The sequence below is a fragment of the Faecalicatena contorta genome (genome assembly GCF_021531995.1).
GTDB lineage: Bacteria > Bacillota > Clostridia > Lachnospirales > Lachnospiraceae > Dorea_A > Dorea_A contorta_A.
The window spans coordinates 1-13,479 of sequence record NZ_JAFBIZ010000087.1 but is presented as its reverse complement, the minus strand read 5'-3'; the positions used below and the strand labels follow the sequence as shown (position 1 = coordinate 13,479).

At 44.3% G+C, this 13,479-nt stretch carries 10 protein-coding genes; 5 read left to right on the top strand and 5 right to left on the bottom strand.

Translation table 11 applies throughout. From position 1 onward, the window contains the following. Positions 1–46 precede the first annotated feature (46 nt). The 4 genes from typA to hpf all read left to right on the top strand — a co-directional run bounded on the left by typA (position 47) and on the right by hpf (position 4,038). Positions 47–1,873, top strand: coding sequence for a translational GTPase TypA (typA, locus tag JQM82_RS11365; RefSeq protein WP_235250449.1), 1,827 nt, complete (start codon positions 47–49; stop codon positions 1,871–1,873). Beyond that, positions 1,870–2,763 (top strand): phosphatase PAP2 family protein, encoded by an 894-nt coding sequence (locus JQM82_RS11360; RefSeq protein WP_235250448.1) that lies wholly within the window; start codon positions 1,870–1,872, stop codon positions 2,761–2,763. The genes typA and JQM82_RS11360 overlap by 4 nt, the downstream gene beginning before the upstream one ends. Next, positions 2,760–3,371, top strand: a complete 612-nt coding sequence (locus JQM82_RS11355; RefSeq protein ID WP_235250446.1) for a transporter — start codon at positions 2,760–2,762, stop codon at positions 3,369–3,371. The genes JQM82_RS11360 and JQM82_RS11355 overlap by 4 nt, the downstream gene beginning before the upstream one ends. Before the next feature lie 130 nt (positions 3,372–3,501). Continuing rightward, positions 3,502–4,038 (top strand): ribosome hibernation-promoting factor, HPF/YfiA family, encoded by a 537-nt coding sequence (gene hpf / locus JQM82_RS11350; protein WP_235250445.1) that lies wholly within the window; start codon positions 3,502–3,504, stop codon positions 4,036–4,038. Between the two features lie 71 nt (positions 4,039–4,109). Here the strand turns inward: hpf and JQM82_RS11345 are convergent, their stop codons facing one another. Next, positions 4,110–4,763: a YigZ family protein gene (locus JQM82_RS11345; protein WP_235250444.1), complete on the bottom strand. Its 654-nt coding sequence runs from the start codon at positions 4,761–4,763 to the stop codon at positions 4,110–4,112. A gap of 151 nt (positions 4,764–4,914) precedes the next feature. Here JQM82_RS11345 and JQM82_RS11340 point away from each other — a divergent pair, with 151 nt between their 5' ends. Beyond that, positions 4,915–7,440, top strand: a complete 2,526-nt coding sequence (locus tag JQM82_RS11340) for a transglycosylase domain-containing protein (protein ID WP_235250443.1) — start codon at positions 4,915–4,917, stop codon at positions 7,438–7,440. Between the two features lie 73 nt (positions 7,441–7,513). Here the strand turns inward: JQM82_RS11340 and JQM82_RS11335 are convergent, their stop codons facing one another. From JQM82_RS11335 to ftsH, 4 genes are all read right to left on the bottom strand, one after another. After that, the gene (locus tag JQM82_RS11335) at positions 7,514–8,443 is read right to left on the bottom strand and encodes an ROK family glucokinase (RefSeq protein ID WP_235250442.1); all 930 of its coding nucleotides are present in this window, start codon (positions 8,441–8,443) and stop codon (positions 7,514–7,516) included. Between the two features lie 16 nt (positions 8,444–8,459). Continuing rightward, positions 8,460–9,386: an HPr(Ser) kinase/phosphatase gene (gene hprK, locus JQM82_RS11330; protein ID WP_235250441.1), complete on the bottom strand. Its 927-nt coding sequence runs from the start codon at positions 9,384–9,386 to the stop codon at positions 8,460–8,462. 111 nt (positions 9,387–9,497) lie between these two features. Beyond that, positions 9,498–11,342: an excinuclease ABC subunit UvrC gene (gene uvrC / locus JQM82_RS11325; RefSeq protein WP_235250440.1), complete on the bottom strand. Its 1,845-nt coding sequence runs from the start codon at positions 11,340–11,342 to the stop codon at positions 9,498–9,500. 109 nt (positions 11,343–11,451) lie between these two features. Then, positions 11,452–13,458 carry an ATP-dependent zinc metalloprotease FtsH gene (gene ftsH / locus JQM82_RS11320; RefSeq protein ID WP_235250439.1) on the bottom strand — a complete coding sequence of 669 codons (2,007 nt, stop codon included), beginning with the start codon at positions 13,456–13,458 and terminating at the stop codon, positions 11,452–11,454. Between the last annotated feature and the right edge of the window lie 21 nt (positions 13,459–13,479).

Genomic DNA, 13,479 nt, shown 5'->3' with positions numbered 1-13,479 from the left:
CTAATGGAGTTATATATAAACATAGGAAGAGAAAAGGAAGATTCGTATGAATACAAAACGTGAAGATGTACGTAATATAGCGATTATTGCTCATGTTGATCATGGTAAGACAACTTTAGTAGACGAATTATTAAAACAAAGCGGTGTCTTCCGTGAGAATCAGGAAGTAGCCGAACGTGTCATGGACTCCAACGACATCGAGAGAGAACGTGGTATCACGATCCTTTCCAAGAACACTGCTGTCACTTACAATGGTGTTAAGATCAATATTATTGATACTCCGGGACATGCAGATTTCGGCGGCGAGGTAGAGCGTGTTTTAAAAATGGTCAACGGTGTGATTCTGGTTGTAGACGCTTTTGAAGGTGCAATGCCGCAGACCAAATTCGTGCTGAGAAAAGCACTTGACTTAAGCCTTCCTGTTATCGTCTGCATCAATAAAATAGACCGTCCGGAAGCAAGACCGGAAGAAGTCATTGATGAAGTTCTGGAACTTCTGATCGATCTGGGTGCTTCAGACGAACAGCTCGACTGTCCTTTCGTCTATGCATCTGCAAAAGCAGGTGTTGCTGTTCTGGATCTGTCTGATAAAGAACAGGATATGAAACCATTATTCAAAACCATTCTGGAATACATTCCTGCACCGGAGGGTGACCCGGAAGCTCCAGGTCAGGTTCTGATCAGTACCATTGATTATAATGAATATGTCGGTCGTATCGGCATTGGAAAAGTTGATAACGGAACTATCTCTGTCAATCAGGATATGGTCGTTGTAAACCATCACAATCCCGACAAACAACAAAAAGTAAAGATCAGTAAGCTCTATGAGTTTGACGGATTGAAAAAGGTAGAAGTCAAGGAAGCAACCATCGGATCCATCGTGGCGATCTCCGGTATCTCGGATATTTCCATCGGTGATACACTCTGCTCTCCGGAAAACCCGGAACCTATTCCGTTCCAGAAGATCTCCGAACCGACCATAGCCATGGATTTTGTTGTCAATGACAGTCCTTTTGCCGGGCAGGAAGGAAAATATGTGACCTCCCGCCACTTACGCGACCGTCTGTTCAGAGAACTGAATACAGATGTCAGCCTGCGTGTAGAAGATACAGAGAACATGGATTGCTTTAAAGTATCCGGTCGTGGCGAACTCCACCTGTCTGTATTGGTAGAAAATATGCGCCGTGAAGGATATGAATTTGCAGTCAGCAAAGCTGAAGTTCTCTACAAACACGATGAAAAAGGCAAATTACTTGAGCCAATGGAAATTGCCTATATCGATGTTCCGGACGAATTTACCGGTGTTGTCATTGAAAAATTGAGCCAGAGAAAAGGCGAACTGCAGGCAATGGGAGCTGCCAACGGAGGATATACACGACTGGAATTCAAGATTCCATCCCGTGGTTTGATCGGTTATCGCGGTGATTTTTTAACAGACACCAAAGGAAATGGTATCATGAATACTGCTTTTGACGGATATGCCCCATATAAAGGTGATATCCAATACCGGAAACAGGGTTCTCTGATTGCTTTTGAGACCGGTGAATCCGTAACCTATGGTCTGTTCAGCGCTCAGGAACGTGGAACTCTCTTCATCGGTCCCGGTGAAAAAGTATATTCAGGTATGGTAATCGGTGAAAATGCAAAGACTGATGATATTGAAGTCAATGTATGCAAGACCAAACATCTGACCAATACCCGCTCTTCAAGCGCAGATGAGGCACTTCGCCTGACTCCGCCGAAAGTCTTAAGTCTGGAACAGGCCATTGACTTCATTGATACAGACGAATTACTGGAAGTAACTCCAAAATCTCTTCGTATCCGTAAGAAGATTCTGGATCCAAAAATGAGAAAACGAGGAAACAGATCATGACATTTTTATGGCTGTTAGAAGGGATCCGTACTCCCTTCTTAGACAAACTGATGCAGTTCATCACATACTTCGGCCAGGAACTAATTATCATAGCGGTTATCTGCACACTGTACTGGTGTGTGGATAAGCGCTTTGCTTATCTTATGGGATTTACGTACTTCAGCGCCGGATTATGTGTACAGACTTTAAAAATAACATTCCGCATCCCAAGGCCCTGGATACTGGATCCAACATTCCATGCTGTTGAAAGTGCCGTACCGGGTGCCACCGGATATTCCTTCCCGAGCGGGCACACACAGGGGGCAACCTGCCTGTTTTTTCCACTTTCATTAAAAGCCAGACGGATCTGGCTAAAACTACTCTGTATTCTTGCATTTCTCTTAATCGGTTTTTCCAGGATGTATCTTGGATGCCATACGCCCAAAGATGTCCTGACATCTATGATTCTGTCTCTGATCCTTGCGTCATTACTCTGGAAATACCAGCATTTGATTCTGGATCAGGAAAAATCACGGAAGGCAATTGCTGCCATTCTCGTTCTCTCCAGTATTTGTGCTGCGCTCTATGCCCTGATTTTAAATGGGACCGGTACAATTGAAACAAAGTATGCCATGGACTGCTGCAAGGCTTCCGGTGCGGGTCTTGGATTTGCGATTGGATGGTATCTGGAACAGACTTATCTGAACTTTTCTACTCAATGTAAAAACCTGCAATCTCAGGTAAGAAAGCTTTTACTCGGCCTTACCGGTGCACTGCTTCTCAGGAAGGGACTTCCTCTTCTCCTGGGAACTTCCATCTTGGCAAAAGCAACAGAATACTTTATACTGGTGCTATGGGTACTCGTAATCTATCCATTTCTATTCAGTAAAAAAATAAGGAGAGAATCATGAGACAATTCGTATCAAGTTTTTTAAAACGAGTCGCAGTCATTCTGGAATTCGTGATTGCCATTATGCTGGCTATCGGAGTTATACTTCTGTGTCTTCGCATGGTTGTATCACTTGGGAATATTCCCGATCTGAATATCTGGCCGAACTATGACGATCTGCTGGAGACCTGTTTCAATCTGATCATCGGTGTTGAGCTGATCCGGATGATGTATTCCCATTCTCCCAACACCGTATTTGAAGTTCTTTTGTTTGCAATCGCCCGTCAGATCATTATCGATCACACTTCTGTCTACAGCAGTCTGATCGGTGTATGTGCGATCGCAGTACTATTTGCCACAAGAAAGTTTTTATTTTGTGAGTTTGATGTTGCGGATGAAATTATCTTCCGTGCTACCTCCAAGGCAAAGGCAGTCAACAAAATCCTGGGAGTCAATATTCCCTATGAACCCGGCGAAACCCTGCTGGATGTACTGTCCCGCAATCTGGCCGACCATGATATTGAACTCGGTGTAGGCGCCTGCTTCTATTTCAAAGACTGTGGACTTCGGGTTGCCAAGATGCACGACGGAAAAATTACAAGAATTGAAGTAATCCGTGCTATACATTAACGTCCAAACATGATATACTACATATATCAGATAGATTGTAATTCAAGGCAGAAATTGTCAGACTATACATTTTTTTCAATTCTGTCAAGTACATTTTATTTGAAATTATGTCGAAAAGGAGTTGGACAGCATGAAGTTTATCATTATCGGAAAGAACATCGATGTAACACCAGGTTTGAGAGAGGCCGTAGAAAGCAAACTGGGAAAATTAGAAAGGTACTTTACTCCAGACACGGAAATCCATGTAACATTAAGCGTTCAGAAAGAGCGCCAGAAAATTGAAGTAACCATCCCCGTCAAAGGCGGTATTATCCGCTCCGAACAGGAAAGTAACGATATGTATGTATCCATTGACCTCGTGGAAGAAGTGATCGAGCGTCAGCTTCGCAAATATAAAAACAAACTGGTTGCAAAGCATCAGGAAGGAAGTAACTTCAAGGAAGAATTCATTGAAACAGAAGATAATACAGAAGATGGCAACGAGATCCGGATTGTCCGAACCAAAAAATTCGGATTCAAACCAATGTATCCGGAAGATGCATGTGTGCAGATGGAATTACTTGGACATGATTTCTATGTATTCTGCAACGCAGAGACTGACGAAGTAAATGTTGTATATAGAAGAAAAAACGGAACATTTGGATTGATTGAACCGGAATTTTCATAATTCCATATCTGAACTGACACATTAATTTTACGGGGCTGTCCTGAACTACATATTCAGGACAGCCCCCGTTTTTACTCAAGAACAGTTGGAACTCCATCAATTTCTGCAAAATAACAATCCTGAATCACCTGCATCTTCACCTGCCCATTCGTTCCTTCCACCAACGCATCCTGTACTTCTCTTTGCATACTTTCCGGAACCAGTACATATATATCCACTTTATCTGTATATTCCGTATCCAGAACCTTCAGGTTTCGCTGTGCCAGAATGTACTGGATCTTCCCAAGTCCCGTATAATCCGTAGCAATATGAAGTTTAACTCCATGAATCTTGGTTATAATTACAGATGAATGAAGTCCTTCTCTTGCAGCAGATGAATATGCGCGGACCAGTCCACCAGTTCCAAGTAACGTTCCTCCAAAATATCTGGTTACAACTACTGCAACATTACGTATCTCCTCTCCATTCAGAACATCCAGCATCGGTTTGCCTGCTGTTCCGCCCGGTTCCCCGTCGTCACTGCATCTTTGCAGCTCTCCGCGTTCTCCGATCACATATGCAAAACAATTGTGTGTTGCATTCCAGTACTTTTTTTTCATAGATTCGATAAAAGAAAGGGCTTCTTCCTCTGTTGCAGCAGGAATCACTGTCGCAATAAAACGTGACTTTTTTTCTATAATTTCTCCCTCTCCACCTTCATAAACTGTCTTATATTCTGATAACATATGTTCTTTCTCCTGTCTGTTGTCACTCTTCTACATATTAATATAACGAATTTCTTAAGATTTTCCTACCGAAATATGAACTTTTTATTTTTTTCTTTATTAACACAGGCTTATTTGCTATAATGACATGGTATAAAGGAGGCCAAATCGCATGAATTATGGAAAGAAAAAAGCTTCGAAGAAGCAAAAGAAAATAACATCCAAATCCACCATGCAGGGAAAACGTGTCGGCATCCGATTATTCAAAGCACTGCTTTTATGCATTATCGTTCTGGCAGTGATCGGAGTTATCGGCGGTGGACTTTTTGTCAAAAAAATACTTGCCAATTCCCCTGATATCTCTCCGGAAGATGTAAAACCGCAGGGATTCACTACTTTCGTTTATGCCGACGATGGCACTACGGAGATTGAACGATTTGTATCTTCCGGTTCCAACCGTGTATACAAGTCTATAGACGAAATTCCAAAAGATCTTCAGCATGCTTTTGTTGCGATCGAAGATGAACGTTTTTACAAACACAATGGTATTGACCTTCAGGGTATTGCACGTGCTGCTGTTGTAGGTATCACCTCCGGCGGACACTTTTCCGAGGGAGCCAGTACACTCACCCAACAGCTGATCAAAAACAATGTATTTCCGAACTTCACAAAAGAAAAAACGTTCTATGACCGATTGGAACGTAAGATTCAGGAACAGTATCTGGCACTTCAGATTGAAAAACAGATGGACAAGGATACGATTCTTGAAAGCTATATGAATACAATCAACCTTGGACAGAACTGCCTCGGAGTGCAGGCAGCTTCCATGAGATACTTTAACAAAGATGTATCTGAACTGACACTTTCAGAGTGTGCTGTAATCGCCGGAATCACACAGAATCCGACAGACTACAATCCGATCACCAATCCGGAATCCAATCAGACGCGTCGTGATAAAGTATTAAAAAACATGTTGGATCAGGGCTATATTGATCAGGCCGCATACGACGAGGCAATGGCTGATGATGTCTATGCCCGCATCCAGACAGTCAACAACAGTGCAAGCGTTGACGACAACCCTTACAGTTACTTCGTAGATGCACTGGCAGAACAGGTAATTAACGATCTCTGTGAACAGCTTGGTTACACAGAGACTCAGGCATATAATGCTGTATACAGCGGCGGTCTCAGCATCTATTCTACACAGAATCTTGCCATGCAGCAGATCTGCGACGAGGAGATGAACAACGATGCTAATTATCCCGCACTAAAAGAATACGGTCTGGATTATGCGCTTACCGTTACACGTGCAGACGGTACGGTAGAAAATTTCGGAAGCAATAATATCAAAGCCTATGTAAAACAGACATATGGCAATGAACAGGGACTTCTCTACTCCAGCGAAGAAGCTGCCCGTGCAATGGTAGAAGAATGGAAGGCAACCATCGCTCAGGAAGGCGACACTTATGATGAACGTTTTGAAATTACTCCGCAGCCACAGGCATCCGTAACCATCATTGATCAGTCTACCGGACAGATCAAGGCCATGGTCGGAGGACGAGGCGCCAAGACGACAAGCCTGGGGCTTAACCGTGCATATACGGGTGCTAAGAGACAGCCCGGTTCCTGTTTCAAGATTCTTGCGGCTTATGCTCCTGCACTGGATTCTTGCGGCAAGAGCCTTGCAACCACCATTGTAGATGAACCGTACACCTTGAAAAACGGGCAGCAGCTCCGTAATGCCAACGGAAGATATGGTGGCCCAACCACGATTCGAAAAGCCATTACCTGGTCGATCAATGTATGTGCTGTAAAGTTAAGCGATGAAATCACCCAGGAACTGGGATATGAATACTGTGAAAAATTTGGCATCAGCACTCTGGTAACCAACAAGGAAATCAATGGCGGCATCTACGATGATAAGACAACGCAGACACTGGCACTTGGCGGTATTGCAGAAGGTGTCTACAATTATGAAATGTGTGCAGCTTATGCTACCATTGCCAACGGCGGTGTTTATAATCAGCCAACTCTATACACAAAGATCCTTGATCATGACGGAAATGTACTTCTCGAAGGCACCGGGGAATCCCGTACTGTGATCAAAGACAGCACAGCGGCTCTTCTTACCAGCGCAATGGAAGACGTAGTGAATTCGGGTACCGGTACAGCATGCAGACTCGGTAATATGCCTGTAGCCGGTAAGACGGGTACCACAACTTCCAACGTAGACCTGTGGTTCTGTGGATTTACTCCATATTATACCTGTGCGGTATGGGGAGGTTACGATGATAACAAACCTTGTAACTCAGACACGAATTTCCGATTCCGAATCTGGAAATCCATCATGAGCCGTATCCATCAGAATCTGGAACCAAAAGACTTCAAGATGCCTTCTTCCGTAGAGAAGAAAACCATCTGTTCTAAGACCGGAAAACTGGCTGTATCCGGAAGCTGTCCTGCAATAACAGAGTATTTTGCAACCGACACGGCTCCGACGGAAGTATGTCCGGGCCATAAACCGGTAGAACCGGAAGAACCGGAAGAAGAGGTTGATCCATCAGATTCTGTGCCGGTAGAACCAGTAACTCCGGGTGACAATACCGGCGGCGGTACCGGCGGTGATCCCGGAGGGAATCCGGGTGGAGGCACCGGCGGCGGTACCGACGGTGATCCCGGAGGAACTGTCCCTCAATAAATAACAACAAAAAGATAAAGAAAGAAGGGATTGTCTCAAATATAACCAGACAATCCCTTCTATTTTCTTTCTTTTAAAGGATCAGCTTTGCTGCTCCACATATGCCAGCATCATTTCCTAATGTTGCCAAAACAAATTCTGTATCTTTATTTGAGAAAAATGCTTTTTTCTGGAAATTCTTCTCTACATATCCCAGAAGAATCTCTCCAGCTCTTGATACGCCTCCTCCGATTACAATCACTGCAGGATCAGTGACTGCTGCCAGATTGGCAAGTGCATATCCAAGATATTCACCAAATTTCTCTACAATCTCTTCCGCTACTTTATCGCCTTCTTTTAATGCATCAAACACTGACTTTGCACTGAGATGACATCCTCTCAGTACGGTATCTGTATCATCCTTTTCCAGTCTCTTTCTGGCAAGTCTTGCGATTCCCGTAGCAGAAGCATACTGCTCCAGACATCCGGTTTTTCCACATCCACAGTGTTCGGTCTCTTCATAGTTCACACACAGGTGACCAATTTCTCCACCAGCTCCGTGTGCTCCAACCAGCGGACGCCCATTTACGATCACGCCGCCTCCCACACCGGTTCCAAGTGTAACCATGATCATGTTATCCTGTCCCTTGCCTGCTCCCAGCCACATCTCTCCCAGAGCTGCAACATTGGCGTCGTTGCCGGCTTCTACCGGAAGACCTGTCAGTTCTTCCATCTCTCTCTTTACCTCTTTATATCCCCAGCCAAGGTTCGCCGTATTCTGAACAACGCCCTTTGCATCTACAGGTGCAGGAATTCCAATCCCGATTCCGGACATTTCCTGTACATCCAATCCTTTTTCTTCCATCTTTCTTTTCAGAGATTCTGCGATATCCGGAAGAATCGCTTCACCTTTATTCTCTGTACGGGTCTTGATCTCCCATTTTTCCAGAAGTTCTCCTTCTGTTGTAAAAAGTCCGATTTTAACCGTTGTTCCTCCGATGTCCACTCCAAAGCAATACTTCATTTCGCTTTTCCTCCCTCTATTTTTTCGTCAGATTCTGCTGAACACGTTTATACAGCTCCTGTGCTGCATTATATCCCATCTGCTTCTGTCTGTGATTAATTGCTGCTGTCTCAACGATGATGGCAAGATTACGTCCGGGACGAATCGGCAGATGATGACATACAACCTTATTTCCAAGAAATTCTGTATACTCTTCTTCCAGTCCAAGACGGTCATACTCTTTATCCCGGTTCCACTCTTCCAGTGTGATTACGAGATCAATATTCTCTGTCTCCCGGACGCTCAATACACCAAACAGCGTCTTAACATCTACGATTCCAATTCCGCGAAGCTCAATAAAGTGTCTCGTAATATCCGGTGCTGATCCAACAAGTGTCTCATCGCTGACTCTTCGGATCTCAACCACATCGTCACTTACCAGACGATGTCCTCTCTTAATCAGCTCCAGTGCAGCCTCGCTCTTTCCAATTCCGCTTTCGCCCATGATCAGAACTCCGACACCATATACATCAACCAGTACACCGTGAATAGAAATACACGGTGCCAGCTCAACGTTCAGCCAGCGAATCAACTCAGATGTAAATTCTGAAGTCTTCTTTTCCGTCTGAAATACCGGAACATTCGCTTTTTCAGCCATCTCAAGCAGCATTTCCTCCGGTGGGAGATTACGACAGAATATCAGACACGGAATCTGATAAGACAGAAATGTCTGATAGATCTCCTTCTTCTTCTCTTCTTCCATTTTCTCCAGGAATGTATACTCTACGTATCCGATGATCTGAACCCGGTCAGAATCAAAATGTTCAAAGAAACCCGTCAGCTGAAGTGCCGGCCGGTTGATATCCGGAACTTCTACAAAGGTATCTGACAGATCCACATCCGGAATCAGATTTTTCAGATTCATCTTTTCTACGATTTTTTGCAGTTTCACCTTATTTGCCATCTTTATCTCCTTCATACACTCTATATTCTTCTCAAACACCTCCTGCAGGCAATTGACATATCAGGAGGCAATTGAAATCCACCTGTTGTAATTATAACACACTGCAGAACATTAGTGAAAAAATTTATATACTTCCTGTGCAGATTTTTCGTTCATAGACGGCAGTTCTTTCAACTCCTCTACCGTAGCATTTCTGATCGCCTCTATATTTTCAAAATTTCTCATCAGATCTTTTCTTCTGGCCGGTCCGATTCTGGGAATATCGTCAAGGATCGAATGCACCTGCCCTTTGCTGCGAAGCTGCCTGTGAAAAGTAATTGCAAATCGGTGTGCTTCATCCTGTATCCTTGTGATCAGCCGGAAGCATTCTGAATTTCGATCAATCGGAAGTTCCTGGTTCTGATAATATAACCCTCTTGTCCTGTGATTATCATCCTTCACCATTCCACACACAGGAATATTCAGATGCAGCTTATCCAGAACCTGCAGTGCAATATTAACCTGCCCTTTTCCCCCGTCCATCAGGAGCAGATCCGGAAATGAACTGAATCCTCCTTCTCCTTTTTCCTCTCTCTCCAGAAGCCCATGCTCGAATCTTCTCGTAAGCACTTCTTCCATGCTCGCATAGTCGTCCGGCCCCTGTACATTTTTGATCCTGAACTTGCGATAATCGTTGCGTTTCGGCCTTCCTTTCTCATATACGACCATGGAACCAACAGAATTAAAACCGCTCGTATTCGAGATGTCATACGCCTCCATCCTGACGATTCCCTGAAGTCCAAGTATCTTCTCCAGTTCCCTGACTGCTCCGATGGTTCTTCCCTCTTCTCTTTTTAATCGTTCTTTGTCATTCTTCAATACCATCTGTGCATTCTTCTGCGCAAGTTCCACCAGCTTTTCTTTTGTCCCTTTCTTGGGCACTTTCAGATGAACGCGATGTCCTCTCTTTTTCGTCAGCCATTCTTCTACCAGCTCCTGATCTTCAATCTCCTCCGGAAGCATCAGTTCCGCCGGTATATAAGGAGTTCCGGCATAAAACTGTTTTACAAAGCTTGACAGAATCTCCCCTGAAGTATCTTCTTTCGCAACCTTCAGATAAAAATGATCCCTGCCGATCAAGCGTCCTCCCCGGATAAAAAACACCTGTACCACCGCATCTTCCCCTTCCAATGCAGCGGCAAGAATATCCCTGTCATCTCCTGCTGTATCCGTAATCTTCTGCTTCTGTGCGATCTGCTGCACACTGGACAGCAATTCCCGATATTCAATCGCCTTTTCGAATTCCAGAGCCTCTGATGCTGCCTGCATCTTATCCTCCAGTTCTTTCAGGATCGGGGCATAATATCCATTCAGGAAATGCAGAACCTCCTGTATCGATTTTCTGTATGTTTCTCTGGATACATATCCCTGGCAGGGCGCTTCACACTGATGAATGTGATAATTCAGGCAGGGTCTTTCCTTCCCTATATCCTTTGGAAGATTCCGGTTACAGCTTCTGATATGGTATAGTTTCCGGATCAGTTCTATCGTATCCTTTACAGCCCCCGCACTCGTATATGGCCCGAAATATTTTGACTTATCCTTTACCATTCTTCTCGCCATCATCACACGGGGATAGGGTTCCTCCACTGTCACCTTGATAAAAGGATACGTCTTATCATCCATCAGCATCGTATTGTATTTTGGCCGATGTTCTTTGATCAGATTACATTCCAGTACCAGCGCTTCCAGCTCTGAGTCTGTCACAATATACTCAAATCGGCTAATATGAGTCACCATCTGTTCTATCTTAACACCTTTATTTCGGCTGCTTTGAAAATACTGTCTCACACGGTTCTTCAGACTGATCGCTTTTCCCACATAGATGATTGCGTCCTTCTCATCATGCATGATATATACGCCCGGTTTTCCCGGCAGTTTTTTTAGCTCTTCTTGTATATCAAATGTAGTATTCATATGTCTCCCCTCACAGTTTTTCTTTTCCTTCCCGTCTTTTGCATGAAATCCAGGATAAAAAAGGAGAAGCCGCATTGTTTTTTGCCCGCTTCTCCCTCTCTTTTCTCCGCTATTCTTCTTCCATTCCGGAAGTTTCCGGCTCTTTCTCTTCCTGAGTCAAAGTTTCCGGCTCAGATGGTATCTCCGGTGATGTCTCTGCCTGCTTCATCACAAAATTATCACCTTCCACCGGATTCATACCGATTCTTACTTCTTCTTTCTTCGGTGCATCCGGGTCAATTCCTTCTACTTTGTGGAAGATTTCCATAAATTCTTTTCCGGTTATGGTCTCCTTTTCAATCAGGAAATCTGCGATCTCATCCAGAGATCTTCGATGCTCTGTCAGAAGTCGTTTCGCTTCTTCATACGCCTCCTTCAGCATCTTCATCACTTCTTTATCGATCTCAGAAGCTGTTTCCTGTCCACAATTGCTTACCGGCCTTCCGTCCAAATATCTGTTCTGAATCGATTCCAGTCCGATCAATCCGAACTTTTCACTCATACCATACTGCGTGATCATAGCCCTTGCAACATTCGTCGCTTTTTCAATATCATTGGATGCGCCTGTAGTAACGGTATCAAATACAACTTCTTCTGCAGCACGACCTGCAAGCATGCCGACCAGCATAGCTTCCAGCTCTTTCTTCGTGTTCAGGAATTTCTCTTCTTCCGGTGTCTGCATGACATATCCCAGCGCTCCCATTGTACGCGGAACGATCGTAATCTTCTGCACCGGCTCGGAATCTTTCTGAAGTGCGCTGACAAGCGCATGCCCCACTTCATGGTAGGATACGATCTTTCTCTCTTCCTGACTCATAATGCGGTCTTTCTTTTCCTTACCTACCAGAACGACCTCGACTGCTTCAAACAGATCTGACTGTGATACCGCATGTCTTCCGTGTTTTACGGCATTGATCGCAGCCTCATTGATCATATTGGCAAGATCAGAGCCCACAGCTCCGGAAGTTGCGAGCGCAATCTCTTCCAGATTCACGGTCTCATCCATTCTGACGTCTTTGGAATGCACTTTTAATACATCTACCCTTCCTTTCAGATCCGGTTTTTCGACAATGATCCGACGGTCAAAACGCCCCGGTCGGAGCAGTGCAGGATCCAGAATCTCCGGACGGTTGGTCGCTGCCAGAAGTACCAGACCTTTATTGCTTTCAAATCCATCCATCTCTGCAAGCAGCTGGTTCAAAGTCTGTTCACGCTCATCATTGCTTCCCAGCTGATTATCACGGCTTTTACCGATTGCATCGATCTCATCGATAAATATAATACAAGGTGCCATCTGCTGTGCCTGTTTGAACAGATCACGGACTCTGGATGCACCAACACCAACATACATTTCTACAAATGCAGATCCACTCAACGAAAAGAATGGTACCTTTGCCTCTCCTGCCACCGCTTTCGCAAGTAATGTCTTACCTGTTCCCGGAGGGCCTACAAGCAATGCACCCTTGGGCAGCTTCGCTCCAACGCTTGTGTATTTCCCGGGATTATGCAGGAAATCAACCACTTCCTGCAGAGATTCCTTCGCTTCATCCTGTCCCGCAACATCCCTGAATGTTACACCAGTCTGCTTCTCCACGTACATCTTGGCGTTGCTTTTTCCTATGCCCATCATGCCTCCGCCCTTGGCCATCTTTCTTGTCATCCAGACAATCATTCCTACCAGAAACGCAATCGGAAGGAATGTGAAGATCACCTCGGCAATAATGCTTGACGTCGTATCCGGTATCTCCTGCTCATATTCAACACCTGCTTCATACAGACGTTCAGACAGTGTATCATCTCTTACTACTCCGGTATAATATTCCTTTGCCACTTCGCTGTCTTTGCTTTTTTTCTCAGTAATTACAATTCTATCATTCTGGATTACTACCTTTTCAACCTCACCTTTGTCTACTTTATCCAGAAACTCATTGTAGGAAATCTCCGTTGCAGAAGTTGTTCCCTGAAACTGAAACAATGCAAGAACCAGTATGGAAGCAATTACAGTAACTAATAAAATAAACGAAATGCCCTGTTTATTATTTTTGTTGTCATTATTTTTATTATTCTGGTTGTCCATTTTCATCCTCCTGTATTCCAT

Excerpts from the sequence above, each read along its gene's own strand:
- JQM82_RS11360 (WP_235250448.1), top strand. The coding sequence starts at position 1,870 with ATGACATTTTTATGGCTGTTAGAAGGGATCCGTACTCCCTTCTTAGAC.
- hpf (WP_235250445.1), top strand. The coding sequence starts at position 3,502 with ATGAAGTTTATCATTATCGGAAAGAACATCGATGTAACACCAGGTTTG.
- JQM82_RS11340 (WP_235250443.1), top strand. The coding sequence starts at position 4,915 with ATGAATTATGGAAAGAAAAAAGCTTCGAAGAAGCAAAAGAAAATAACA.
- ftsH (WP_235250439.1), bottom strand. The coding sequence starts at position 13,458 with ATGGACAACCAGAATAATAAAAATAATGACAACAAAAATAATAAACAG.
- JQM82_RS11335 (WP_235250442.1), bottom strand. The coding sequence starts at position 8,443 with ATGAAGTATTGCTTTGGAGTGGACATCGGAGGAACAACGGTTAAAATC.
- uvrC (WP_235250440.1), bottom strand. The coding sequence starts at position 11,342 with ATGAATACTACATTTGATATACAAGAAGAGCTAAAAAAACTGCCGGGA.
- JQM82_RS11355 (WP_235250446.1), top strand. The coding sequence starts at position 2,760 with ATGAGACAATTCGTATCAAGTTTTTTAAAACGAGTCGCAGTCATTCTG.
- typA (WP_235250449.1), top strand. The coding sequence starts at position 47 with ATGAATACAAAACGTGAAGATGTACGTAATATAGCGATTATTGCTCAT.
- hprK (WP_235250441.1), bottom strand. The coding sequence starts at position 9,386 with ATGGCAAATAAGGTGAAACTGCAAAAAATCGTAGAAAAGATGAATCTG.
- JQM82_RS11345 (WP_235250444.1), bottom strand. The coding sequence starts at position 4,763 with ATGTTATCAGAATATAAGACAGTTTATGAAGGTGGAGAGGGAGAAATT.